The 25881-nt window shown below is 55.3% G+C and carries 26 protein-coding genes; 1 reads left to right on the forward strand and 25 read right to left on the reverse strand.

Annotated features, from left to right (window positions below; genetic code table 11):
* The first annotated feature begins 9 nt into the window (after positions 1-9).
* On the forward strand, positions 10-2196 hold the full coding sequence (gene glgB, locus HGAS_RS01330; protein WP_019126151.1) for a 1,4-alpha-glucan branching protein GlgB: 2187 nt from the start codon (positions 10-12) through the stop codon (positions 2194-2196).
* A gap of 80 nt (positions 2197-2276) precedes the next feature.
* On the opposite strand, the gene HGAS_RS01335 is transcribed toward glgB, so the two are convergent.
* From HGAS_RS01335 to thrB, 25 genes are all read right to left on the reverse strand, one after another.
* Complete coding sequence (locus HGAS_RS01335; protein ID WP_026066559.1) at positions 2277-3176, reverse strand: tetratricopeptide repeat protein; 900 nt, start codon at positions 3174-3176, stop codon at positions 2277-2279.
* Positions 3177-3189: 13 nt separating this feature from the next.
* Positions 3190-4170 (reverse strand): hypothetical protein, encoded by a 981-nt coding sequence (locus tag HGAS_RS01340; RefSeq protein WP_019126153.1) that lies wholly within the window; start codon positions 4168-4170, stop codon positions 3190-3192.
* 35 nt (positions 4171-4205) lie between these two features.
* Positions 4206-5567, reverse strand: a complete 1362-nt coding sequence (locus HGAS_RS01345) for a hypothetical protein (RefSeq protein ID WP_019126154.1) — start codon at positions 5565-5567, stop codon at positions 4206-4208.
* Positions 5568-5682: 115 nt separating this feature from the next.
* The gene (locus tag HGAS_RS01350; RefSeq protein WP_009409263.1) at positions 5683-5925 is read right to left on the reverse strand and encodes a hypothetical protein; all 243 of its coding nucleotides are present in this window, start codon (positions 5923-5925) and stop codon (positions 5683-5685) included.
* Positions 5926-5975: 50 nt separating this feature from the next.
* Positions 5976-7166: an N-acetylglucosamine-6-phosphate deacetylase gene (locus HGAS_RS01355; protein ID WP_026066561.1), complete on the reverse strand. Its 1191-nt coding sequence runs from the start codon at positions 7164-7166 to the stop codon at positions 5976-5978.
* A gap of 36 nt (positions 7167-7202) precedes the next feature.
* Positions 7203-8327 carry a DNA glycosylase AlkZ-like family protein gene (locus HGAS_RS01360; protein WP_019126156.1) on the reverse strand — a complete coding sequence of 375 codons (1125 nt, stop codon included), beginning with the start codon at positions 8325-8327 and terminating at the stop codon, positions 7203-7205.
* Complete coding sequence (nucS, locus tag HGAS_RS01365; protein ID WP_019126157.1) at positions 8327-9025, reverse strand: endonuclease NucS; 699 nt, start codon at positions 9023-9025, stop codon at positions 8327-8329. The genes HGAS_RS01360 and nucS overlap by 1 nt, the downstream gene beginning before the upstream one ends.
* Before the next feature lie 41 nt (positions 9026-9066).
* Complete coding sequence (locus tag HGAS_RS01370) at positions 9067-9474, reverse strand: DUF2550 family protein (RefSeq protein WP_009409259.1); 408 nt, start codon at positions 9472-9474, stop codon at positions 9067-9069.
* 58 nt (positions 9475-9532) lie between these two features.
* Positions 9533-9799, reverse strand: coding sequence for a F0F1 ATP synthase subunit epsilon (locus HGAS_RS01375; protein WP_009409258.1), 267 nt, complete (start codon positions 9797-9799; stop codon positions 9533-9535).
* A 1-nt stretch (position 9800) separates the two neighbouring features.
* A complete protein-coding gene (atpD, locus tag HGAS_RS01380; RefSeq protein ID WP_019126158.1) occupies positions 9801-11249 on the reverse strand; it encodes a F0F1 ATP synthase subunit beta in 1449 nt (482 codons plus the stop codon).
* Positions 11250-11275: 26 nt separating this feature from the next.
* Complete coding sequence (locus tag HGAS_RS01385) at positions 11276-12205, reverse strand: F0F1 ATP synthase subunit gamma (protein ID WP_009409256.1); 930 nt, start codon at positions 12203-12205, stop codon at positions 11276-11278.
* Between the two features lie 2 nt (positions 12206-12207).
* The gene (gene atpA, locus HGAS_RS01390) at positions 12208-13848 is read right to left on the reverse strand and encodes a F0F1 ATP synthase subunit alpha (RefSeq protein ID WP_009409255.1); all 1641 of its coding nucleotides are present in this window, start codon (positions 13846-13848) and stop codon (positions 12208-12210) included.
* A gap of 38 nt (positions 13849-13886) precedes the next feature.
* On the reverse strand, positions 13887-14675 hold the full coding sequence (locus tag HGAS_RS01395; RefSeq protein ID WP_009409254.1) for a F0F1 ATP synthase subunit delta: 789 nt from the start codon (positions 14673-14675) through the stop codon (positions 13887-13889).
* Positions 14675-15238 carry a F0F1 ATP synthase subunit B gene (locus HGAS_RS01400; protein ID WP_009409253.1) on the reverse strand — a complete coding sequence of 188 codons (564 nt, stop codon included), beginning with the start codon at positions 15236-15238 and terminating at the stop codon, positions 14675-14677. The genes HGAS_RS01395 and HGAS_RS01400 overlap by 1 nt, the downstream gene beginning before the upstream one ends.
* Entirely contained in the window at positions 15238-15441 is a 204-nt protein-coding gene (atpE, locus tag HGAS_RS01405; RefSeq protein WP_009409252.1) for an ATP synthase F0 subunit C, read from the reverse strand. Before atpE ends, HGAS_RS01400 begins: the two co-directional genes overlap by 1 nt.
* A gap of 48 nt (positions 15442-15489) precedes the next feature.
* Positions 15490-16377, reverse strand: a complete 888-nt coding sequence (gene atpB / locus HGAS_RS01410; RefSeq protein WP_019126159.1) for a F0F1 ATP synthase subunit A — start codon at positions 16375-16377, stop codon at positions 15490-15492.
* A gap of 104 nt (positions 16378-16481) precedes the next feature.
* A complete protein-coding gene (locus HGAS_RS01415) occupies positions 16482-16910 on the reverse strand; it encodes a hypothetical protein (RefSeq protein ID WP_009409250.1) in 429 nt (142 codons plus the stop codon).
* The gene (locus HGAS_RS01420) at positions 16907-18058 is read right to left on the reverse strand and encodes a glycosyltransferase family 4 protein (protein ID WP_019126160.1); all 1152 of its coding nucleotides are present in this window, start codon (positions 18056-18058) and stop codon (positions 16907-16909) included. The genes HGAS_RS01415 and HGAS_RS01420 overlap by 4 nt, the downstream gene beginning before the upstream one ends.
* 19 nt (positions 18059-18077) lie before the next feature.
* Positions 18078-18722 (reverse strand): L-threonylcarbamoyladenylate synthase, encoded by a 645-nt coding sequence (locus HGAS_RS01425; protein ID WP_019126161.1) that lies wholly within the window; start codon positions 18720-18722, stop codon positions 18078-18080.
* A gap of 6 nt (positions 18723-18728) precedes the next feature.
* Positions 18729-19598 carry a N5-glutamine methyltransferase family protein gene (locus tag HGAS_RS01430; RefSeq protein WP_019126162.1) on the reverse strand — a complete coding sequence of 290 codons (870 nt, stop codon included), beginning with the start codon at positions 19596-19598 and terminating at the stop codon, positions 18729-18731.
* The gene (gene prfA, locus HGAS_RS01435) at positions 19595-20695 is read right to left on the reverse strand and encodes a peptide chain release factor 1 (protein WP_009409246.1); all 1101 of its coding nucleotides are present in this window, start codon (positions 20693-20695) and stop codon (positions 19595-19597) included. The genes HGAS_RS01430 and prfA overlap by 4 nt, the downstream gene beginning before the upstream one ends.
* 89 nt (positions 20696-20784) lie before the next feature.
* Positions 20785-21006 (reverse strand): 50S ribosomal protein L31, encoded by a 222-nt coding sequence (gene rpmE / locus HGAS_RS01440; RefSeq protein WP_009409245.1) that lies wholly within the window; start codon positions 21004-21006, stop codon positions 20785-20787.
* Between the two features lie 196 nt (positions 21007-21202).
* Positions 21203-22867 (reverse strand): DUF5129 domain-containing protein, encoded by a 1665-nt coding sequence (locus HGAS_RS01450; protein WP_019126163.1) that lies wholly within the window; start codon positions 22865-22867, stop codon positions 21203-21205.
* Between the two features lie 105 nt (positions 22868-22972).
* Positions 22973-24655: a transcription termination factor Rho gene (gene rho / locus HGAS_RS01455; RefSeq protein ID WP_051007846.1), complete on the reverse strand. Its 1683-nt coding sequence runs from the start codon at positions 24653-24655 to the stop codon at positions 22973-22975.
* Between the two features lie 246 nt (positions 24656-24901).
* Positions 24902-25864 (reverse strand): homoserine kinase, encoded by a 963-nt coding sequence (gene thrB, locus HGAS_RS01460; RefSeq protein WP_019126165.1) that lies wholly within the window; start codon positions 25862-25864, stop codon positions 24902-24904.
* Positions 25865-25881 lie beyond the last annotated feature (17 nt).

Raw genomic sequence — 25881 nt, forward strand, 5'->3', positions numbered from 1 at the left:
GATGAACACATGGAACCTCAAGCGACAGCAGTGGCCACAGACGTCCTCGATGCGGTAGCCGAAGGGCGCTATCCTCTCCCCCACGATGTGCTGGGAGCACACCTCAATGACGGTGTTGTCACGATCCGCAGCGTTCACCATCTGGCCGATTCGGTCGAGGTGCTCACTCAGGACCATACCTACCCGGCAACCCACGAACACGGAGGTGTTTGGGTATGCGTCTTCGCTGCAGAAGACATTCCCGACTACCGACTGCGCGTGACCTACGGCGATCATTCGCAGATCGTTGATGACCCCTACAGGTTCCTCCCAACCGTTGGTGAAATGGATACCTATCTGATCTCCGAAGGACGTCATGAGCGCCTCTGGGAGGTCTTGGGTGCCCACCTCATGCATTTTGATGGTGTCATGGGACCTGTCGATGGTGTTGCCTTCGCTGTGTGGGCTCCCAATGCGCAGGCCGTGCGCGTTGTCGGTGACTTCAATTTCTGGGATGGCACCGGACACGCCATGCGCACAATGGGTGCTTCCGGAGTCTGGGAACTCTTCATTCCCGGCGTTGGTGTCGGCGCCCGCTACAAGTTCGAAATCCAAGGACCTTCGGGGAACTGGTTCCAAAAAGCAGACCCCATGGCTCGGGCAACGGAAATTCCCCCAGCCACGGCCTCGGTCGTCACCGACGTCTTCCACACATGGAACGACGAAGACTGGCTTCGCGCACGCGAGGATGCCAACCCCCACAGCGGCCCCATGTCGATTTACGAGGTTCACGCAGGCTCCTGGAAGCAGGATCTGGGTTACCGCGGTTTGGCTGATGAGCTCATCCCCTACGTCAAGAAGATGGGTTTCACCCACGTCGAATTCATGCCTCTTGCTGAGCACCCCTTCGGTGGGTCTTGGGGCTACCAAGTCACTTCCTATTACGCACCGACCTCACGCTATGGCACTCCCGATGATTTCCGATACCTTGTGGACCGTCTCCACCAAGAAGGTATCGGAGTGATCTTGGACTGGGTACCGGCGCACTTCCCCAAGGACGATTGGGCACTGGCGCGCTTTGACGGTACCCCGCTCTATGAAGATCCTGATCCGCTGCGCGGCGAACATCCGGATTGGGGAACCTACGTCTTTAATTTCGGCCGCACTGAAGTGCGAAACTTCTTGGTTGCAAACGCACTGTATTGGCTTGATCAATTCCACATCGACGGCCTACGCGTTGATGCCGTTGCCTCCATGCTCTATCTGGATTATTCGCGTAAGGACGGCCAGTGGCGTCCAAACCAATACGGCGGGCGTGAGAATCTTGAGGCGATTTCTTTCCTTCAGGAAGCAACTGCGACCTCCTACCGTCTGCATCCTGGAATTGTCATGATCGCAGAAGAATCAACCGCATGGCCCGGAGTTACTGCTCCAACCTCAGGTGGCGGCCTAGGCTTTGGAATGAAGTGGAACATGGGGTGGATGAATGACACCCTGCGTTATCTCTCTGAAGATCCTGTCAACCGTCGTTGGCATCACGGTGAGCTGACCTTCTCACTGGTTTACGCCTTCTCAGAGAACTACGTGCTGCCTCTGTCTCACGACGAGGTTGTTCACGGCAAGGGCGCGCTTGTGTCCAAGATGCCCGGTGATCATTGGCAGCAGATGGCTGGCCTGCGTTCGCTCTTCGCCTACCAGTGGTCGCACCCCGGTAAGCAGCTGATCTTCATGGGTCAGGAATTTGCACAGGAACAAGAGTGGAATGAAAGCTACTCCCTGGATTGGTGGCTCTACGATCGGCCTGACCATGCCGGAATGGCAGCTTTGGTTGCGCGCCTCAACGAGCTCTACCGCAGCCACTCAGCACTGTGGAATGACACCTACACAGGTTTCGAGTGGATTGACGCCTCCGATGGCGATCACAACCTGATCTCTTATATCCGTAAGTCCGAGGCCACTAGCGGCCACCGCGCTCAGGATGAGCTTGTGTGCGTGGTGAACTTCGCTGGTAACCCCCACGAGGGCTACCGCATCGGCCTGCCTCATGCGGGAACCTGGCAAGAGGTCGTCAATACGGATGATCCACAATATGGTGGTTCAGGAGTCGTTAATATCGGCGAGCTCGTTGCTGAAGAGATCCCCTGGAATGGACGCCCCTACTCGGTAGAGCTTCGCGTTCCTCCTCTGGGTGCTCTCTGGCTGGCACCTCAGCACTGAACTTTTGAGCACTAAGGGGTGTGGGGAACAGATTTTAATCTGTTCCCCACACCCCTTATCAGCTTGTCTGTTAACAGCCTCTAGATCATCAACAGCGCAGACAAACGCCGTCTTGCAGCCTTAACCTCAGGGGTATTCCCCGCAATTCGGAAAAGATCCAGCAGCCTGACACGGTAGTCCTCACGCTGATCCTCCGGGCTGTCTTCGATAAGGCGCAGGAGCACATTAAATGCTTCTGCAGTCTTTCCCTCATTGAAGAGCGCATCTGCCTGTGCGGAGGGATCACCGTTTTCCTGAGCCTCACGCAGCTTGAAATTAATCCGTGCGCGGTGATTCTTTGCTTCTTCATCGCGGGGATTGTGTTCAATAATCTTCTCCCAAGCAGCCTGCGCAGCTTCAAGATCTCCACGTTCTTCAGCTTCGAGGGCGGGGATATGCTCCTCTGGGATGGGTTTTGCAATATCGGATCCGCTCACAGCAATCCGACCGGTGACCCCCATCTGTCCAGCAGCCCTCAGCAAATCCTCGATAACAGGGGCAATCTGTTCCTTAGCAGCAGCACCTTGGAAAAGAGGAACAGGACGCGCGCCGACAAGAGCGACCGTAGTCGGAAGCACCTGTACTTGGAATGCCTGTGCAACTCGCGGGGCCTGTTGGACATCAACCTCAACAAGCTGGAAGGCACCCGCCTTTTCACGTGCGAGCTCTTCGAGGGTGGCCAGAAGCTGTTTAGATTCAAGAGATTGAGCAGCCCAAAGAACGAGGACGACCGGAACCTTTTGAGAATTCGCGGCAATGGCCTCGAAAGAGGAATCATCGCAGGAATCGATCAGCGGAATGCTGATGCCACCGGCACCACCTTCTCGATTTGGCTGCTGAGAAGTGCTGGGGCCTCCCTGTCCTGCGGCGGAAGCAGCTGCACTGAGGTCGAGTGCACCGTGCGAATCTGCAGGTTGAGGATTGTGAGCATCATTATTCATGAAGAAGACCTCCTTAACGTTGATCGGGGTTCCCGGCGCCATCATCCTTGACGACCGAGCCAAGTGCGCGTTCTGCGCCAACGGCGCTAATCTGCTGCGAATCCGAGCCGGCCTTGGGGATGTGCAGGAGCACGGTCACACTGTAGGTTGCCGTTGCCTTTCCCTTGACCGTATCGTCATCACCTTCTGCCAGTGCAGCAGTTGTTCCCCCAAGGCGCATAGTCGAACGAGCAACAGTGCGCTGATAGGTCTGAGTATAGGTGAATGAAGCGGCAACAAGAGCTGAACCGTCGACCAGCTCGACACCGACAATCGGGAAATCAGCCGAGAGATCAGCATGCGCCTGAACATTTCCAGCAGCCTGAACCGCATCATTCAAGCTCTTTGCATCCTGCAAATAGCGACGAGCAAAATCATCACCCGCATACTGATCGTTACCGGCATTACCGGAATTCAGCATGTCCACGTAGCCCTGGAGTGCTTCCTTCGGGGTCTTCACGAATCCCTGAGCATCAGGACCAAGTGCCGCAGAGCCCTTCTCCACGTTATCCAGCTGGAATTGAGCTCCACCAAGCGCACGCGCCCATCCGACGAGCTTGTATTTCGATCGCGCGTCGTCTTGAACTGCGAATGCGAGTACAGGAAGAGATGCCTGATCAGGGCTGGAGACATTCACGATAGCGCGCGGCCACTGATCCGAATTTGTCACTGCAACCGAACCCTGGTTGACGACAAGCTTAGGCACTTCAGTATTCGTTGCTTTAGCAGCAGCATACTGGTCACTGCGCATACGCAATGCCCCACCCTCAAGTCGAGGTTCCAGAGCAGCCGGGTCGCGTGTTGCATCAGCAGTATTGATGGTGTCCTGAATGGATCCAAGAACACGCTCGATGCGCGCTGAGTCTAGGTTCGGGGAAGCGGAAGAAGGCTGTGATGTCACCTCAGGAGCAACTAGATCACGGCTACTACATGCCCCAAGAATAAGTGCAGGCACGCACAGAACTGGGAGGATCCGTCGTATTCTCATCGTCACTGTCCCTTCTGTCCGCGTTGCTTCGGTGAAATCCAGCTCCCCATGATCGAGCCCCACGAGCGCTTTTCTTCGGATCCATCACTGGTGGATGCTTCTTCTTCCTTCTCCACCTGAGGAATCAAGCCAGTATCGAATTCCTGGCCACCAATCACTAAGCGTCCTTCGCCCTTTTCACGTGCCTGACGCAGCGCGCGGCGCGAAGGAAGAACTGCACCCGGGCGAATAGCGGACAAATCGATAATTCCCGTATCTGTTGATTCGCGAGCAGGTGGGTCTACTTCGTCATCGTGATAGGCAATGCCGTGGCGACCACGACGCGGCTCAGAGTCCGAAGATTCATCCCGATCGGTGACGGAAGCCTCTTCAATTTCGAAGCTCTCTTCAGAAGTGCGGACTTCTGGCAATTCGCTTTCTGGCGTTTCCTCGTCAAGCTCAGCGACCTCAGTGAAAGCATCTTGGGCCGTTACGTCATCAGGCGTTTCCCCGCCCTCGATTGAGTCGCTGTACTCTTCAGCTTCTTCGTTATCGCTTTGAAGGGTTTCGCTTTCAGCTTCAGAAGACTCAGAGTTTTCGTCGGTTTCAAAGAAGGCGGGATCTACCTGTTGAGATGCCTCATCTTCTGCTTCGTCTTCCTTACGCTTTCCTTCTTCAGAATCCACCTGACGTTCACGCCAAAGAACAAGGCCGACCAAGGCAGCGGCAACGAGAAGACAGATGAATGTAATAACGCCAGCAGTGATTGCTAGAACATTCGCATGCGGCGTCTGCCAGGTCATGGTGACCGTCAAATCAGAGGGAGTCATTCCATCCGAAGTAATAACCAGCGAACGCCCTGCTGCGACATCACGAAGCGTCATTGTCGCGGTCGAAGGAGCGGTTGCCTCGTCAAGCCACATATCTCCACCGGCAGCCGACAGAGTTGGAGTCGCGCTGGGAGAAGGCGAAGGCTGAGCATTCTGATCAGGGTTTTGTGGAGCCTCACTGGAGGGTGAGGGCGAAGGAGAAGGCGACGAGGTTGCGGAGTCATGCCCCTCGGTCAAAAGATTCTCACGGTTCGCCGAGATGCCAGTGATTTCCGCATAGGACAGATCGGAAACCCACGCACGAACATCTGCCGCTGTACCCAGCGCCATCGTCACTTGCTTTCCCGAGGCAGAAGCCGCGGTAACGGTGACTTCACCCCCTTCGAGTTGGAAGAGTCCCTCGCGGGTGATGACGACCGGCTGCTGGGGGGTAACACTCGCACTAATTTGTTGGGTTGGCTTCCACACAGTCAAAGCCAATACCGCGACAATCGCAGCAATCACCGCAACTGCACATGCTGCAGCTGCTCCTGAAAATCTTCTGAGCTGGTCCACTCGGAGTCTCCTATTAATGGGATAGTGTCAACCTCTAGTTGTAACTCTACGGGCAAACAACACGAGTGCATACTGGAGGTGTCTCACGCCACGTGCACGTAGCCAATTACGCCCATTATGCCGGGCGAAGACCACGTTTCCAACAGTTCAAGTGCCAATGTCGCCGAGCACGAACTCCCTGATCCAACCCATAGGCACGTTCTTCAGGCCATGCAACGACGTGTGCGCTGCCAATGGCAATTGTTTGCAGACACGCGGGACAGGTATAGGGCTTCGAAGAAGAACGAAGATATTGGACCTGATAGGACTCGCCATCAGGTCCAATTTCGCTGCGCGCAACTGAGGCGAGAGCCGACATCTGCAATGGCCGACTCTCGCCCCATGGACGCTTACGAGATCGTTTTCCTCTCACTCAACTACTGTGCCACGGCGAACTACGCGACGCACATTGAGCTCAGGATCCACCTCGACAATATCTGCAAATTTCCCAGCCTCAAGGCTGCCCACTCGCGGATCGCCCAAGATCTTAGCGCCTTGAGTTGATGCCATGTAGACAGCATCCACCAGAGGAATTCCTCCCAAGGTCGTTGCCACGCGAACACAGTCAAGAAGGTGCGCAGTGCCACCGGCAATAGAATCGCCCTGAGCCAGGCGCGCGATACCGTCACGAACGACAACATCTTGAGGACCAAGCGTGTAGGAACCATCAGGCATACCGGCTGCAGCCATCGCATCCGTGATCAGCACAACGTGATCGCGACCGACAAGTTCGTAGACATCGCGAACAAGAAGTGGATCAACGTGGACGTTATCGCAAATCAGCTCTGCAACCGCACCTCCACGGGCAGCATCTGAAAGGAATTCTGCGATCGGACCGGTGTCGCGGTGGTGCAGTGGACGCATGCCGTTGAAAAGGTGCGTGATCGTCGCACGAGGGCCGCGAGGAGTCGAAGAATTTGCGAAATGCTCACGTGAGTATTCCAAAGCTTGACGTGCAAAGGTCGAGTTCGAATCCGTATGCCCCCACGAAGGAATGGCACCCCCATCGATCAGCGCTTCAGCAACAGAACCTTCTCCAAATGCGCGGGGCTTTTCCGGAGCAAGGGTCATTGAAAGTGCATATCCCTTGCATTCATCAATGAGTTCGCGGGTGAGATCGGGATCCGGATCAACAATGTAGGTCGGATCCTGGGCGCCACAACGCGCATGGGATACGAAGGGCCCCTCGAAGTGAATCCCCGCGATTTCATCCTTTTCGGCAAGCGAAGCTAGGGTACGAGCACGTGCTTTCAAGGTATCAGCATCAGCGGTGACGCACGAAGCGACCAACGAGGTCGTACCGTGACGACGGTGTTCCATGACGGCTTGCATCGCGGCCTCGGGAGTCGTTGCATTCGGGAAAGACTCCCCACCGCCTCCGTGACAGTGCACATCGACAAGTCCCGGAAGGAAAGTAGAGCCACTTGACTGCGGAAGCTCGCCAGAAAAATCAGATGCCGGGCAAATATGAGAAATAAATTGGCCTTCAACGGTGATGACGCCATCTTCAATGATGGAATCTTTCAGGACGATGCGGCCTCGCATAACTTGTGAATCCATACGAATATTTTCGCACATTTTCAGCTGCGCGATCACTTATTTGCCGCTCAAATACTCACCGATTTCTTCAGCTTCTTCCAGCAGAGATTGATCATATTCGTCTCGCATCGAATCCAAAAACGCATATCCTTTGCGCGGATCCTGTACGGCAATCACCCGGCCATCTTTGATAACAATTGGTCGAAACATCCCATTCTTTGCGGGGCAAATCGCTCGCTCTGCCTCCTGCGTTGCCAAGCTAGTGCGGTCTGCATATCCCACATGGACTTCATCGAAAGACGGGCAAGAAAACAGCGCTCGAGCAGCATCTCCGCAGCGGCTCAACAGCGAGTCAAGATCGGCACGTTGATATCCAGATTCACCGAGAACGATAGGACGGTCACTTCTTAATCGCACCGCACGTTCCAGCGCAGCCCGAGACTCACGTTTCGTTAGTGATGTCCAACGAGAAAAATCCTCGACACTGACCGGGCCGTGCCCCCAAGCATAGCGACGCGCAAGCTCGGCCAGCGCGGCCTCGTGATCAGCTTCTCCCTGGGCGACCCCTTCCGCAACGGGCAAAGTCCTCGCATCACAAAAAAGAAAGGAATTGCCCCGCCTCGGACCGCCAACTAGGAAACCCTCAATATGCAACGCAAGGAAAAGATTACGGCGGTCAAGGAAAGTCCCCTTCTCCCCCGCTCGCAGGGCTGCCTCGCGTTGCGGGCGCGTACCCGTTCGGATCCCTTCCTGCTCCCAGGCCGCGCAGAGTTCTTCACGGCTTTGAGGTCCCGCCGAGGTAATGCACGAATATGCGATCTGCGCAGCTTCCTCAATACGCGCGCGAGTCAGTCCCTCTTCCTCAAGGGAACGCATCCATGCGCGATACCGATGTCGAAGCACCTGACGCAGCCAATGATGGTCCTTCGCGCTGGTGACATGAATTGTTCCGCGCATTGGCCACGAACGTACAAGCCCAGCAGACTCAAAGGCCTCATTAATTGCACCAATAGAAGGCTGTTTGACGCGTAGATTAATCGCCCAGGGAATCGAAGAAGGAAGTTGAGCCTGCAAAGCGAGCATATTGTCGACCGCAGCAATGGGATTATCCGCAGCCGTTTCTGCGACGAGGCCTTGGCTAATAATGCGCGCAAGGCTCAGGCTGAGTGCAGCTTGAGTCATTAGAAGAGACGGGAATCGGGATCGTCAAAACCTCGCATGGCGTCGTAATCGAGAATGAGGCAATCAATTCCGCGATCTTCAGCCAAGGTACGGGCCTGCCGCGTAATCTCTCGAGCAGCAAAGACCCCTCTAATCCCATCCAGCAAAGGATCGCGGCCCAAAAGGGACAGATAGCGCGTTAGCTGATCAACGCCGTCCATTCCTCCGCGCCTTTTAACCTCGATTGCAACGGGCAGCCCCTGTGGATCACGAACGAGCAGGTCAACTGGTCCAACGGGAGTGGGATATTCGCGACGTACCAGTTCCCAGCCTTCGCCCAGTACCTGCGGTACCTGCTGTGCCAAGAGTTCTTGAAGGTGGGTCTCAACACCGTCTTTGACAAGTCCGGGGTCAATACCAAACTCTTCGGTGACGTCACTGATGATCTCGTGAATACGGATAACTAGTCGGTCATCAGTCTTATCGGATTGGACCTGCCACACCTGGGTCACGCCATCCATCTCTTCCCCCTCTTCGGGGATTTCGGTGGTGACTGTACAGGGAGCATTCATCCAATTCAGTGGTTTATATGAACCGCCATCAGAGTGGATCAGTACAGAGCCATCCGCCTTGTGCATAATGAGGCGAATTGCGCGGTCAAGGTGCGCACTGAGGCGGCCTGAGTAATCGACCGTGCATGAAGCGATAAGAACGCGCAACAGCTTACCTTTCGGGAACTGGCAGTGTCGTGGGAATAAAACTAGAGCGTAGAGCCATGTTCGATAGCGGGTGGTTCGGATTCTCCCCACGATACAAGCCCGTTATAGGTCAGTGGTTCAACTGCAATGTCCAGAAAAACATCCCCTGATGTCAAGCGGACCTCAACCATTGATCCATCGGTTGAGCGTTGCAGGGGAAGGGAGACTTCAAGTCCATGTCGGGGAAGGACAACATGCGGTTTCAGTGAAGGGGCAACCAAACGATACCAACACAGGCGATCGCCCTGATACTGACCGATTCCTGACATCCATCCGGAATGCGAATCAAGTCGCGCCCACGCCCGAAAAGCACCATCTTGTTGATCGAGATGACGCGCGCGCAGATTAAGAAGCAGCCATAAGACAAAAAGGGCAAGGAGGAGCATCACGATAATGTTCAGCACAACCATGAAAACCTCCTGAAGACAATGAGGGTGTGCGGACAGTTTAAGCCCGCACACCGCTCACTCACATCTGGGAGGCGTGTTCCACGACAATCGTAATAAAGTCGGAATCTACCGAAGCCAGACCTTTATCGATATCGAAGTCGACAACTCCTTGCTCAGTCGTGATACTCACACGTCCGGGAACGAGACCCGCAAGAACTGGCTGTCGTCCCGGAAGCACACCGATGGAGCCATCCATTGCCGGAAAACTCACCTGAGATGCACTACCGTGCCAGAGCCTGCCTTCGTGAGAAACGATCTCGACCTGCAACTTATCGGTGGCAGGCACGTCAGTTATCCTTCTCGATCTCGTGCCAACGACGTTCAAGATCGTCGATGCCACCAATATTGTAGAAGGCCTGCTCAGGGACCTGATCGTAGTAGCCCTCAGCAATGCGCTTGAAGGCCTCGATGGTCTCTGAAAGCGGAACAGTCGAGCCCTCAACACCGGTGAACTTCTCAGCCATGTAGGTGTTCTGCGAGAGGAACTGCTCAATGCGACGTGCGCGCGCAACGGTGACCTTGTCTTCTTCGGACAATTCATCAACGCCCAAAATGGCGATGATGTCTTGCAGTTCCTTGTTCTTCTGCAAGATCGCCTTTACGTGAGTAGCAGTGTCGTAGTGCTCACGACCGACCAGTGCCGGGTCAAGGATTCGAGACGTCGATGCCAATGGATCAACGGCGGGGTAAATACCGCGTGATGCAATTTCACGCGACAACTCAGTCGTTGCGTCCAAGTGGGCGAAGGTCGTCGCAGGTGCCGGGTCGGTGTAGTCGTCTGCGGGAACATAAATTGCCTGTAGAGACGTAATCGAGTGGCCTCCAGCAGAGGTAATACGTTCCTGAAGCTGTCCCATTTCATCAGCGAGGTTCGGCTGATAACCAACAGCAGAAGGCATACGACCCAGCAGCGTCGAAACCTCTGAACCAGCCTGGGTGAAGCGGAAGATGTTGTCGATGAAGAGCAGCACGTCCTGATGCTGAACATCGCGGAAGTACTCTGCCATGGTCAAACCAGTCAGGGCGATACGAAGACGGGTCCCCGGCGGTTCATCCATCTGTCCGAAGACCAGTGCCGTCTTATCGAAGACGCCGGCCTCTTCCATTTCGTGAATCAGGTCGTTACCTTCACGGGTACGCTCACCAACGCCAGCGAAAACCGAAACGCCACCGTGGTTCTGAGCAACACGCTGAATCATTTCCTGAATCAGAACGGTCTTGCCCACACCTGCGCCGCCGAAGAGGCCAATCTTGCCACCCTGAACATATGGGGTGAGCAAATCGATAACCTTGATGCCCGTTTCGAACATCTTCGTGCGAGCCTCAAGCTGGTCGAATGCCGGCGGCTGGCGGTGAATCGGCCAGCGCTCGGTGATTTCCAGATGCTCACCGGGCTTGAGATTCAAGACCTCGCCGGTCACGTTGAAAACGTGACCCTTCGTGATGTCGCCTACCGGAACCGAGATCGGAGCACCGGTATCGGTGACAACCGAGCCGCGAACCATACCGTCGGTCGGCTTGAGCGAAATCGCACGAATCAGGTTGTCACCGAGGTGCTGAGCAACCTCAAGGGTGATCGTCTGAACGCCGGATTCACCTTCGCTCTGCCCGGAAAGATTCACATCAACGTGCAATGCGTTGTACAAGGGAGGAATTGCGTCCGGCGGGAACTCAACATCGACAACCGGTCCGACAACACGTGCGACCCGTCCCTGTCCCGTTGAAGTAGTAGTCATTTCTATTTTCTCCATGTGCACGGGCCTCAGCCCTGGACCAATGCGTCGGCACCGCCCACGATTTCAGTGATCTCTTGAGTGATCTCCGCCTGACGGGCCGAATTCGCCAGACGCGTGTATTTCGTAATGAGCTCTTCTGCGTTATCCGTTGCCGTATGCATTGCGCGCTGGCGCGAAGCCAACTCTGATGCGGCGGCTTGCAAAAGAACATTTCGGATCCTGCTCGAGACATACAGCGGAAGCAGGGTGTCAAGAACTTCTTCGGGTGAAGGAATGAACTCGTACTCGGGGAAGAGTTCGGCATTCACCTTGTGCTCACCGCGTTCCTCATCACGTTCACGATCCCCTTCAGGAGCATCGACAACGGAAAGAGGAATCATGCGTCGAACCTCAGGAACCTGACTCATCATCGACTTGAACCGCGTGTAGACCAAATGAACTTCGCACACGCCAGTCATAGGATCTGAATCCGTGAAGCGCTCAAGAAGCTCACGAGCGATCTGATTGCTGATCTCCTCGGAAGGTGAATCAGATTCCCCTTCCCACGAATCTTCGATCTCCACGCCCCGGAAACGGAAGTACGCCTGGGCACGTCGACCATAGGTGTACAGAACCGGGACTTTTCCTTCTTCTTTGAGGCGTTCGACAAGACGTTCGGCCTCGCGAAGAATCGTTGCTGAGTAGGCTCCGGCCATCCCTCGATCGGAAGCAACCACAAGGACCGCGACACGTGGCGTATCGTGACGCTCACGAGTCAGCGGGTGGTCAAGGTCAGTATGGATAGCGACGGCGGCAACTGCCTGAGTCAGAGCCTTTTCATAGGGCCCAAGTTCAGTAGCTGCCCGACGCGCGGCGCCGATTCGCGATGCCGCGATCATTTCCATCGCACGAAAGACCTTAGCCAGCGTCTGCGTAGATGCAATCCGCTGTTTATAGATCCTTTGTTGTCCGCCCATACTCAGGCCTCAGACACTACCGGACGCGAACGAACGATTTCTTCCTGAGAACGCTCGGCCTGCACCTCAGCGTCATCAAGCGAGACCGGTGATGCCTTCGCGCTCACCCATTGGCCATGGAAGGTCTCAACCGCAGCGCGCATGGCTTCTTCGGTTTCCTTCGAGAGCTCACCGGTTGCGGCGATCTCATCAAGCACCGTGGAGTTTGCACGCAAGTAGTCCAGCAGACCGCTTTCAAAAGAAAGGACTTCGCTGACCTCAAGGTCGTCGAGGTAGCCATTTGTGCCGGCCCAGATCGACGCAACCTGGTCTTGAACAACATAGGGCGAGTTTTGCGGCTGCTTGAGAAGCTCCATAAGACGCTCACCGCGCGTGAGCTGACGACGTGTTGCAGCATCAAGGTCAGAAGCAAACATCGCGAAGGCCGCCATCGAACGGTACTGAGCAAGCGTGAGCTTCAAGGTACCGGCGACCTTCTTCATTGCCTTGATCTGTGCGGCACCACCGACACGAGAGACCGAAATACCAACATCAACAGCTGGTCGCTGGTTCGAGTTGAAGAGGTCAGACTGAAGGAAGATCTGACCATCGGTAATCGAAATAACGTTGGTCGGAATGTAGGCAGAAACGTCATTTGCCTTGGTTTCGATAATCGGCAGACCGGTCATCGATCCCCCACCGAGCTCGTCGGAGAGCTTCGCACAGCGTTCCAGCAAGCGAGAGTGCAAGTAGAAAACGTCACCGGGGTACGCTTCACGCCCCGGCGGACGGCGCAGAAGAAGCGAAACTGCACGGTAGGCCTCGGCCTGCTTAGAAAGGTCATCGAAAACGATGAGGACGTGCTTGCCCTGGTACATCCAGTGCTGACCAATTGCGCTACCCGTGTAGGGAGCCATGTACTTGTAGCCCGCGGGATCCGAGGCCGGAGAAGCAACGATCGTCGTGTACTCCATTGCTCCGGCGTCTTCAAGAGTCGAGCGAACCGAAGCGATCGTCGAGCCCTTCTGGCCGATGGCGACATAGATGCATCGAACCTGCTTGTTGACATCGCCGGAAAGCCAGTTGTCACGCTGGTTAATGATCGTGTCCAGTGCGATTGCGGTCTTACCGGTTTGACGGTCACCAATGATGAGCTGACGCTGACCACGACCGATCGGGATCATCGAGTCGATCGCCTTCAGACCGGTCTGCAGCGGCTCGTGAACCGACTTACGCATCATGACACCGGGAGCCTGGAGTTCCAGCGCTCGTCGACCTTCCAGGTCGGTGATATCACCGAGGCCGTCGATGGGGCGGCCCAGCGGGTCAACGGTACGACCGAGGTAGCCATCGCCAACGGGCACTGAGAGAACTTCCCCAGTACGGTAAACGGGCTGCCCTTCTTCGATGGAGGAGAAATCCCCAAGAACAACGGTACCGATTTCACGCTGTTCAAGGTTCATAGCAAGCCCCAGCGTCCCATCCTCGAAACGCAGGAGTTCGTTTGCCATAGTTCCGGGAAGCCCTTCAACATGGGCAATACCGTCGGCAGTTTCGGTAACATGACCGACTTCATCGGTCGCAACCTGTGCAGGTTGATACGATTCCACGAAAGAGTCGAGCGCCGCCCGTACTTCCTCGGGGCTAATGGACAGATCAGCCATTGAGCATTCCTTCTATCTATTCCTCAGACACATCGGGCTTAACCGACGATCGAACGTTTTAGAGCGCCAACTCGCGTGGCCAGTGATGCATCGACTCGCTCAGTCCCCATTCGGATGACGAGGCCGCCGAGCAGTTCAGGGCGCAGCGTGTAGGTTGCCGAAACGGGGCTGGCCAGTTTGGCCTCAAGAATCTTCTCGAGACGCATCTTCTGGTCGTCGCTCAGCTCGTGTGCCGACTCAACAAATACGAAGCGTCGACCGGAGAGGTTTGCCGCGCGAACAGCCAATTCCCGCAGCTTTCCCAAGAGATGGCCATGCGAGGTTCGTCCCACGCATCTGCGCAAAAGACGCAGACTCGGCTGGCCAAGGACACTCTGGAACACCGTCTGGGCAAGATCTGCGCGTCCCTTCGGAGAAAGGGCAGACAGGTCAGAGAGTTCATTCCTGAGATCGCGATGTGACTGAAGGAAAACAGACACTGCAACAAGCTGAGCTTCTGTTTCTTCCAATACCCCATCAAATTGCGCGCTGAGCAGCACTGCATCGCAGCCTGCTTCTTCGACAGCGTTCACAATGTCACGCGGACGGGACCAGTGACCCGCTACCAGGTCATGCAGACACTGAATCGAGACAGCAGATACAACCGGAGCAAAAAGACGATCAACAAGAGCGTCTTTATCACTCTGGTCTCGCGAAGGGTCGGTGAGTGCACGTTGGACGGAAGAATTCGTTCCCAAAAAGTCTGCGACGCCGAATAGATCTTCCGCTACCGTCATACGCTCATCGCCCGCCTGCGCAAGACGTTCGCGTAACAACTCAGGAGTCATCAGTTCACACCGCCAATGGGAACTTCTTCAGCCTCGAGTTCATCCAAGAAACGATCCACAACGCGAGCAGTGAGATCAGTATTCTCCAGATGCTCACCCACGAGCTTCTCTGCGAGTTCGCTAGCGAGCAAACCAACATCGCTACGCAGGCTAATCTGCGCGGCCTGCCGCTCGGCAAGAATTTGACGCTGAGCGGCATCTTGCACGCGCTGTGCCTCTACCTGCGCATCAAGACGTGCCTGTGCGACGATCTGCTGAGCCTGAGCACGTGCATCTTCACGGATCTGGTGAGCCTCAGCCTGAGCATCGCGAAGCATCTCATCTTTCTTACGCGAAGCAAGAGAGAGATCTTCGCGAGCTTTCTCAGCGTTATCGAGGCCTTCCTGAATGGCGTCGCGTCGCTGGTCGATCATCGAGTAGATCCGCGGCAACGCGTACAAACCGACGACCAAGAGGATGACCAGAAGAATCAGCGCTGACCAGAAAATCTCATAGAGAGGAGGCAGAACAACGCCAATTCCTCCGACCGATCCCTCGGACATAGGAACAAGCTGTGCGAACATCAGACGATGAAGGGCAGAACGAAGCCGATCAGGCCAAGAGCCTCAGCAAGTGCTGCACCAATAATCATGTTGGTGAAGAGCCTACCGGCGATCTCAGGCTGGCGTGCGGTTGCTTCCTGGGTCTTTCCCACGAGGAGGCCAATACCAATACCAGGGCCAATTGCAGCCAGGCCGTAGCCGATGTAGGCAAGGGATCCGGTCATTTTTCTTTCCTTTTCCTTTGGTGAATCAGTCGAAAGCGCAAGAAGCCTTTAGTGTTCTTCGACTGAAAGCTTGATGTAGACCGCTGTCAGCATGGCGAAAATGTATGCCTGCAAGACAGCGACGAAAATTTCAAAGAGCGTTGCCGCAACCGCACCAGCTCCAGTTAAGAGGGCACCAGTCTGTTTCATACCCGCAGCGATGAGAAGATTTGACGTTCCAAAATAGGTCAGTGCAAGAAGCAGGTGCCCTGAAATCATGTTGCACAGAAGACGGATGGCCAAGGTTGCGGGACGGACAATAAAAGTCGAGAAGAACTCGATGGGGGTGATGAGGAAGTAGATCGGCCAGGGCAATCCCTTGGGGAAAAGCTGCGACTTGAAGAAATGGAAGAAGCCGTACTGTTTAATTCCGGCACCCACGAATGAAACGTAGGCGATGATGGCGAAAACAATCGGCACAGCCATCACAGAGGACGCTGCAATATTCATCCCGGGGATAATCCCCTGGATATTCATAAAAAGGACGCCGAAGAAAACAACACCGATAAAGGCAGCCCAACGACGGCCTCGGCCTTCACCCAGCATCGCGACGGAAATACCATTACGAACAAACTCGGCTGCCATTTCCAGGAGGACCTGTCCCCGTCCTGGCATGAGCTTGACGCTGCGCGCACCGAGCCAGAAAACCAAGCACAGTGTAATTCCGGCGACCACGCGCACTAAGGTCAAGCGATTGAATTGGAAGAGCGTACCCTCACCAAAAAATGCATCTGGGAAGAAATCATCGATGCCGGGAGCGTGGGGCGCCTGCGTAACAGCGGGAATACATGTTGCGGCAGCAATCAGCGCGACAATACCGATGAGAACCTTGTACCACAAAGGCATAGCGTAGCTGCGCTGTGTGGCCTTCTCTTCGCCGAGAACTGTCGATTCCACGTGCTCCACTTCCTCACTAGGGTCAACCCGACCCAGTGTAACCCAGCTAACCAGGGATCGATAACTTATCCCTGCGAGTTTTGTCCCTGCGTCAACGACGACGGCTAATCAACATCTGCAATCACTGGTTCTTCCTCAACCGGAACCTCACGAATTATGCGTGATAAAGCGACCCCAAGACCACCAAAAACAACAAAATGCTCACAAATCAGAACAAGTCCGGTAACAATCGCAGATGCCCCCAAGGCTTTACTCAGAAACAATCCACCGATCAAGATGGCAAATGTTCCGAACATATGAACCCATATCCACATCGGTCGGGTAGTTGCATCACTACGAATCATGGCGCCAAGGCACAGATGCGTGACAGCGCCCAATGCCAACATAAGTACAGGAAGAAGCAAGCTACGCAGGCTGTATCCGACGCATGCCTGCCATACACCGACAATCAGGGCGCCGGCAGCAATAACACCCCACAGGCGGCGCATGATCAGATGAATATCCTTCTCATGCGTCTGCAAAGAATCACTCATGCATTTTCCTTAGGGCTTTCGGGAGCGGTAGCTTCAACGTGATCTTGACGCGCACTCCGACGTGCGCGCGTAAAAGCGGGGAATTCTGAAGCGGTGAGCCAGATGCCCAAGGCCAGTGCCGGAAGCGCACACAGTGCAACACGCTTCCAGTCATGGACAAGAATGGCGACCGGAGGAAAAGCTACTAGGGCTGTCCACATCCACAAGATTGCGACAACGCCTCGGTGTGAGTGTCCCCTAGCAAGTAGACGGTCATGGAAGTGCGAGCGATCCGCATGGAAGGGACTCTTCCCCCTGAGCATCCGTCGAATCGTGGTGACGACAAGATCTCCAATGGGCACGCAGATGACCGAGATAGGAAGCAATAGAGGAAGGAAGGAAACCAACAGCTGCTGTCCGCCTAAAACAGAAGGGTCAACCTGGCCCGTAACGATGATTCCCGCAGCGGCCAGAACCAAGCCCATTGTTTCAGAGCCGCCACCCATCATGATCGAGGATGGATGGAAGTTGAACCACAAGAAGCCCAAGCAAACTCCAACCAAGGTAATGACCGCCAAAGACGCCGTCGTCGCGTATGAAGCCGCCCCCATGATCCGCGTGAGCACATAGGAATAGACGAAAAATGCCGCAGCTCCGATGCCGACAACACCAGCGGCCAAACCATCCAGACCGTCAATGAAGTTCACCGCATTCATGATTCCGACGATCAGGAAAACGGTAAGCATCAAGGAGAGGCGCGAGGAGCCAATGGTGACGCCAAAAATTGGGAAACTGACCAATTGCACGCCGTTGAAGGCCATCGATCCTGCGATCAGGATTTGTCCGGAAAGTTTCGTCAGCCAGTCCAATTCCACAACATCATCAACGACGCCGAGTATGCACATCGCGAGTGCTCCCACGACAACAGCCCAGGCAGCATTCGTTTCGAAGAGAGGCGCCATATAGGGAATTCGGGCACTGATGAGCATCGTGATCACCAGAGCAATGGTGATCGCGATTCCTCCAAGTCGAGGAATCGGAGTGGATTGGATATCTCTGCTGCGCAGTTTGGGGACAATCCCCCAACGCAGGCATGCCCAGCGGACCAGCGGTGTCAGCAGCACAGTGAGTGCGCCGGCCACGACCATCAGCAGGACATAAACCTTCACGGCGTCGATGTCTCCTCCCTCACCGAGCTAGGGGCTGGTAGTCCAGCACCCTGGCGATATCTTCTACGCTCAGCGCTCCTTCGCGAAGTACGCGAGCCTGTCCGTGTGCACAATCGATAATTGTGGACGGTTGTGCGCTCTGGGTCGGCCCCGAATTCACGTAGTAGTCTACCGTGCCACGGAAGTATCCGAGCGCTTCATCAATATTTGTCGCAGGAGGTTCTCCCGTTAGATTGGCTGAGGTCACTGCCATCGGCCCCACGGCCTCGAGTAGCTCACACACTTGCTGATGATTGGGCATGCGAAGCGCGACAGTACCGTGAGTTTTTCCCAGATCCCAGTTCACACTGGGGTTTGCACGCACAATCAGAGTCAGCGCACCCGGCCAGAAGGCTTTCATCAGCCCAATGGCATCCTCGTCAAGGTCAATTGAGACGCTTTGTGCTTGCTCAACAGAGGCGACGAGTACAGGAGGCGGCATTGTCTCTCCGCGGCCTTTCGCCGCAAGAAGACGACGAACGCCCTCGTGATCGTCGGCGGATACACCGATTCCATAAACGGTATCAGTTGGCAGGACAACCAACGCGCCCTCGCAGATCTGGCTTTTAAGGAGGTCGAGTTCCTCCTTTGCCCAGCCATGAGAGCACTCAAAAATATGTTCCACTGTGAATTACTTTCTCTGTGTTTTCCAAGCGATAAGGAAGCGCTCAACCCCACTTAGATCTTTGCGGGTATGCACCTGAGCAAATCCGTTCATCACCGCGATTTGCCGAAGCGTTTGTGCCTGCGAGGGAGAGTGCTCCATAGCCAGCATCCCACCGCTGACAAGAAGATCACGCGAACGTTCAATAATCCGGCGAGGAATCTCAGTACCGTCGTCTCCCCCACCGTAGAGGGCGCGCTCGGGGTCCCGCTGTGCCTCAATTTGCGTCGGCGCTTCCTGAGCTGGCACATAGGGCGGGTTTGTCACGACCAATGCGGTTTTTCCATTGAGGTCGCGGATAGTGTCGGGGGCCGTTGCGTCGCCCTTGACGAGGCGAATCTGGGCTTTCGGGTATCGAGCGAGGTTGCGCTCGGCGTAAGCAAAAGCATCTGAGTCAATTTCCACAGCTGTCACCTGGTGCCCAGTTTCAGTAGAAAGTGCAAGCGCGATCGCTGCAGACCCGGTACACAGATCAACCCATTCACCATCAGGAAATGCTCCGGAGCTCGCCAGCTCTTCAACATGTTCGACAAGTATCTCGGTTTCGGGCCGGACAGTGAAGACCCCTTCACCACCTGAAAGAACAAGGCCCCTGAAATACATTTCACCGGTCACATGGCTTCGCGGGTGGCGAAGGGCACGTTGGGTGACTGCGGCGCGGTAGGCGGCCTCGTTGGTCGGAGGAACCTCGCGGGGGGCAAATAGCAAAGAATCGACGCCCAAGGCCCACGTCAAGAGGTAGCGCGCCTCGGCTACTGGAGTCGCTCCCCCTTCGTCGCCTTCAAGGGTGCTCAGGCGGGATGCACCCCACGCGATCAGCTCAGCTTGCGAACTCATACATGTGCATCGGCGGAGGCGAGACGTTCGGCCTCATCTGCGCTTTGAAGAGATTCAATAACCGGGTCAAGCGCGCCATCAAGCACCTGATCAAGGTTATAAGCCTTGAAACCACTGCGGTGATCAGCAATGCGATTCTCGGGGAAGTTGTACGTACGAACACGTTCCGAGCGGTCAACAGTACGAACCTGAGAAAGGCGCTGTGCCGAGGCCTCAGCCTCACGCTTGGCTTTTGCTTCAGCTGCTAAACGCGAAGCAAGAACGCGAAGCGCGGCCTCTTTATTTTGAAGCTGAGACTTCTCATTTTGCATGGAAACGACGATGCCCGAAGGAAGGTGGGTAATACGGACAGCTGAATCGGTGGTATTCACCGACTGCCCACCCGGACCTGAGGAACGATAGACATCAATTCGCAAATCATTGGGGTCAATGACAATCTCATCATCGACTTCAAGTTCGGGCATGACGAAAACGCCCGCAGCACTGGTATGCACACGCCCCTGCGACTCGGTAACGGGAACGCGCTGTACTCGGTGCACTCCCCCTTCATACTTCAGGTGTGCCCACACGCCTTCATCAGGTGCGGGGTTACCAGATGCTCTAATCGCAAGGGTGACTTCTTTGAAACCGCCAAGCTCGGTGTAAGTGGAGGACAGCTCAGTGGTCTTCCACCCCTTCGAATCCGCGTAGCGCAGATACATCCGGGCAAGATCTGCAGCAAAGAGTGCGGATTCTTCACCGCCTTCACCTGCTTTGATTTCCAAGATGACATCACAGGCATCATCGGGATCCCTGGGTGCAAGGATAGACAGAAGATGTTCGTGAGCAATTCGCTCTGCTTCTTCCAATGCGGGAATTTCCTCTGCGAAAGAGGAATCGTCTTCGGCAAGCTCCCTCGCGGCCTCGAGATCTCCCTGCGCGTGCTCGAGCTGATCTGCAGCGGCTTTAATGCGCGAAAGCTCCGCGTAACGACGAGAGACTTGCTTGAGAAGCTTGGGGGAAGAAAGGACCTCCGGATCAGACATTCGAGTTTCAAGCTGCGCGTGTTCGTCAAGTAGCGCGTCCAATGCGGAGAATTCTTCTCCAAGAGCACTCATGTCTGATCCTTCCTGCGGGAGTAGTTCAAGGGTAGCTGTTTAAACACATCGGCGCCGACGACCATAAGTCGTCGGCGCCGAGTAAAAGCTCACTTGGAGGGGCGTACGCGCTTTCCGTAACGCGCCTCGAAACGGGCGACACGACCGCCGGTGTCGAGGATCTTCTGCTTGCCGGTGTAGAACGGGTGGCAAGCGGAGCAGACGTCCACGCGCATCTCGCCAGAGGTGATGGTGGAACGGGTGTGGAAGGTGTTGCCGCAGGTGCAGGTCACAACGGTATCCACATATTCGGGGTGAATGCCCTTCTTCATGGAAATATCTCCTGGATCGTTTGGTGCTCCGGGTCCGAAATGCAGCGCTCATTGCATCTGGCAATGAGTCACCTTCTTCGATTCTCTCAAAGAAGCACTCCGGTGAGGCGGAAGCCGACATGACATTATGCCATGCGAATCGCTATTTTTTCACGCTCAGTTCATTCGCCGTGCGTGAAATAGGTAATGCTCTGGTCTAGAACGACGAGGAAGACCCAGAGCCCGAGAAGCCCCCTCCTGAGCTTCCATAGTCGCTACTCGATGAATCGCTACTGGGTGTCCACGTGTGTGCGGACTGATAATACGTACGGTCAGTCGATAGAGGTTGATAGAGGTACCAGTTATCCATGGAGGAGTTCCGACCCGCATAGGTACCGAATGCGGCGGCCTTCAAGGCAGCAAGATCGATACCCGCGGACTGAGAGTTCAAGCGGATAGTTTTCGCGGGGTCGTAGTTATGCAGAACACCGTTCAGGTGGTAGTACCCGGTGTAATCGGCAGAATCGGCTGCTTCGCGTTCCTTCTGGGAGTTCTCCCACTGCTCGTAACGCTTATCGCTATTCGAGGAGGGATCAGCCTTCAAGGACGCAAGAATAATTCCCTTTGCCCAACGGCGGGTGCCTTCAGCGATTTCATCGAGCTTCTCAAGAGCAGCGATTGGAGTAATACCGCCCTTTGCCAATTGCTCTTTGAGGGAGTCGATCAGCGCCATTTGCTGGCTGGACCACTGAAGGATTTCATCACGACCACGTATGGCATCTGGAGTGCCCATTTCCTCACTCACGGAAGTCACCAATTCACAGAGGACCTCGAGGTCTTCCATGACCGGGCCAATCTCTTTCATCCAGACGTCAACCCATCCGGCTCCCAGATTGAAGAACTCAGCCGCAGCAGCGAAGGTGTCATCGCTCGCATCCATAGATTCGGTACGCTGACGCAAGTCGGCACTGGCGTTATTGAGCGCTGCGCTGAGAGTTTGCAAGAAGGTGGGATTACCGATTTCATCCCATTCTTTCGCGGCCTCGACGAAATCTGACTGATAGCGCTTATAGCGCATATCAAGTCCGGTCTTGTATTTGCCCGCATCCCCGATACCTGCGAATGCTTGCTCTGCACGGTAGCGATCTGCCTGAACAACATCCCAGTGTGCTCGCGCTTCACGAAGGTTCCGCTTTGTCAAGGAACGCAGACGGAACCCTCTGAGCAGGTTCGCTGCACCGGCAATCAGCAAGACGAAAGAATAGAAAGGCGGGACAGAGTCTTCCCCACCGTTACCGGAAGAGTCCGGCACATATTTGGCAGCCGCCTGAGCTGCCTGGAGCATCCCCTGACTCCACTCACCGGATCGAAAATCATCCTTCGCAGCCTCTTGAATTGTGCTTTGTTTTGACGAAGAAACCTTAACGTCTTCACCAAAATACGTCCCAACTTTTCGGTAGCTGGGGGAAACCGCAAGAATCACCAGGCCGTCTGCCCACTTATCCCGGCTCGCGGATAACCATTCTTTGTGGTTTGAACGGGCATAGTTCAAGACCGCTTCGTTGAGATTGCCAGTCGGCACGTTATCGGTTGAGAGAATCACCAGTTTAATTGGCTGACGAAATCCAATGGACTCCATAGCTGTACCCAAGGATTGCCCGTTGACATCTTCGAAGACTGATGATTGATCTTCAACAACGACCTCAGGCGTAAAGTCGGCCTTACTTGCTCCGCTGATCCCGTTTTGAATAAAAGAACTCAGGAAAAACAGCGGACACACAGCCATCAGCACTAGCGAAAGCACTAATCGGATCACGCCACGTCGACGCGTGTTCTGAGATTTTTCGGGAGTTCCGGGTGAAGCTTGAGGTGTATTCGACATGAAGCTTTTCTCCTAACGCAGACTCACTGAGGATACGCGCACCGTCAAAGAGTAAACAAACGGGGGCGAAAGGATTTCTCCTTCCGTCCCCGTAAGTCCCGCCGATCAGTCGGCAGAAGGCACTTGCTTTTGAACCAGCATGAGGAATTCTGCGTTCGATTGCGTTTCCTTCAAGCGGTCCAAAACTGCTTCCAGTGCACTTTGCTGATCCAAAGTGCCCAAAACGCGGCGCAGCTTCCACATAATGCGCAGTTCTTCGGGCTTAAGCAGCATTTCTTCGCGACGTGTTCCCGAGGCATTGATGTCGATAGCCGGGAAGATTCGGCGGTCGGCAAGCTGGCGCGACAGACGCAGTTCCATGTTGCCCGTGCCCTTGAACTCTTCGAAGATCACCTCGTCCATCTTCGATCCGGTCTCAACAAGAGCCGAGGCGATGATAGTCAGCGATCCACCCTCGCGCAGGTTACGTGCGCCGCCAAAGAACTTCTTGGGCGGGTAGAGCGCCGAGGCGTCAACACCACCGGAGAGGATTCGACCCGAGGCCGGTGCGGCGAGGTTGTAGGCACGGGAAAGCCTGGTGATTGAGTCAAGAAGAACGACGACATCTTGACCGAGTTCAACCAGACGCTTGGCGCGTTCAATCGCCAGCTCTGCGACAATTGCGTGATCCGATGCGGGACGGTCAAAGGTTGAAGCAATAACCTCACCCTTGACGATGGAGCGCATATCGGTCACTTCTTCAGGACGCTCATCAACCAGAACAACCATGAGGTGAACCTCGGGGTTATTCAATTCGATTGCCTTGGCAATCTGCTGAATAACCATGGTCTTGCCGGCCTTCGGAGGCGAAACGATCAAACCACGCTGTCCCTTGCCGATGGGGGCAACCAAGTCGATGACGCGAGGAGTGAAGGCCTTTGCTGAGGTCTCCATTCGCAATTGCTGGTCGGGGTAAATCGGGGTGAGCTTGGAGAACTCGCGGCGAGCCTGCGCGTCCTCAATGCTCATGCCATTAACCGAGTCAACGCGAACCAGCGCGTTGTACTTCTGGCGCTGGCGCTCACCTTCACGGGGTGCGCGAACCGCACCTGCGACAGCATCACCTGGCCGCAGTCCCCAGCGACGAACATTGCCGAGGGTAACGTAAACATCGTTGGGCCCGGGCAAGTAGCCGGAGGTACGAACGAATGCGTGGTTTTCTTGAACGTCCAAGATGCCCGCAATCGGTGCAAGATTCTCTTCGGAGACCGGGGCTGACTCGCGACGCTCGCCACGCTCAACGCGTTCATTGCGCTCACCGCGTTCACGACGTCCCTCACGTCCGCGTCCACGGCGGCGTCCTTCGCGATCGCGACGGGAACGATCGCGGGCCTCGGGATCATCACTATCGGGAAGGGCAATCTCGATGTGCTGCGCGGGTGCGGGAGCACTTTCCTCTTCTTCGTGACGGGTCGGGGTCGGCAGATCCAGGGTAACGGTCTGCGGTTCTGCAGCTTCACTGGAGACAACGCGACGACGACGGCTCTTTCGCGGAAGGCCAGCGTCGTTCGAGGGACGCTCTTCCGAGGTTGACTGCGAAACAGGAGTGGGCAGTTCAATATTGATCTGCGGGGCCTCGCTGGCTTCCTCACGCGCAACGCGACGACGACGCGAACGCGGGGCCTCTTCTTGCTTGGGCGCGCTACCTTGCGCAGCACTGAGCGCCTCAATCAGCTGGGGCTTACGCATTGCAGAAACACCTTTAAGGCCAAGTTCGGTGGCCATGGCTTTGAGTTCCACCAACTTCATGCGCGACAATTCGCGCTCTTGGGTGGTCACATCGTTGCTCAACTGATAATCCTCACATGCATGGTCTCACAACAGACCAGGTGAACTTCTCAATCAACATGAGATGAATAGAAAGGACATGTCCCAACAGGAACACGGAAGAATTTCCATATTTGGAGATCGAAGGATTTCCTTCAGTGCGATAGTAGCAAGCAATACGCGTTTTCTCACTACTTTCACGCAAGCAGTTTTGCTCTGCGCGCTAAATCACACAAATACGCATCCACCGTTAATCTTTGAAAGATTGCCTCGAGTGATTTGAAGACCCGACGTGGCAAGTTTCAAAGGACGCACTGCCCAGCCTGCTGCCTGAGCATCGGCTTGAACCTTGGGATCAATGCTTTCAAGACTGAGCACTGTCGGTCCCGCGCCAGAGATGACCGCTGCTTTACCAGCACCACGAAGCCAAGTCACCAAGGCATGAGAAGGTTGCATTGATTGACGTCGGTAGTCTTGGTGCAGGCGATCTTCAGTCGCAGCCATAAGCAGTTCATGAACATTCGTCCCAGCACCAATCACATGATTTTGCCCACTGAGGACTGCAGCCAAGATTCCAGCACGCGAAAGATTAAATTTTGCATCATCGAAGGGAACCTGCTGTGGAAGCACAGCACGTGCTTTCGAGGTCGCCAGCTCAAAATCAGGGATAAAGGCAACGGGCTCAATTGGCGCCTCCCCCGAAAGACGCAGCATGCCCGGCAGCTCACCATCCATCCATGAGATCGTCACTCCGCCAGAGATGGCTGGGGCAACGTTATCCGGATGACCTTCCATCTCGGTCGCAATCGAAAGGATATCCTCCGCGGTAAGCGCCTCGGGATCTCCAATAAGCGCACGAGCAAGCCCAAGACCAGCGACGATTGCCGAGGCGGAGGAACCGAGGCCTCGAGAATGAGGAATACGGTTCATACAGCGCATCTGGATACCAACCTGCGCAACACCTGCTGCATCCAAGCCCATTCGCAGCGCCTGAACAACAAGGTGATTTTCGCCTTCGTCGAGGACGCCTGCCCCTTGACCCTCGATAGTCACGTGGGTTGCCCCGGCGGTTGCGTGGACGCTCACCTCATCCCACAGGTCTAAGGCAAGACCGAAGGAATCAAAACCGGGTCCGAGATTGGCCGAGGTAGCGGGAACGCGAACAGCGACGAAATCTTGAGTGATGCGCATGGAGGGTCACTTTCCAG

The sequence above is a fragment of the Actinomyces sp. ph3 genome (assembly GCF_000308055.1).
GTDB lineage: Bacteria > Actinomycetota > Actinomycetes > Actinomycetales > Actinomycetaceae > Pauljensenia.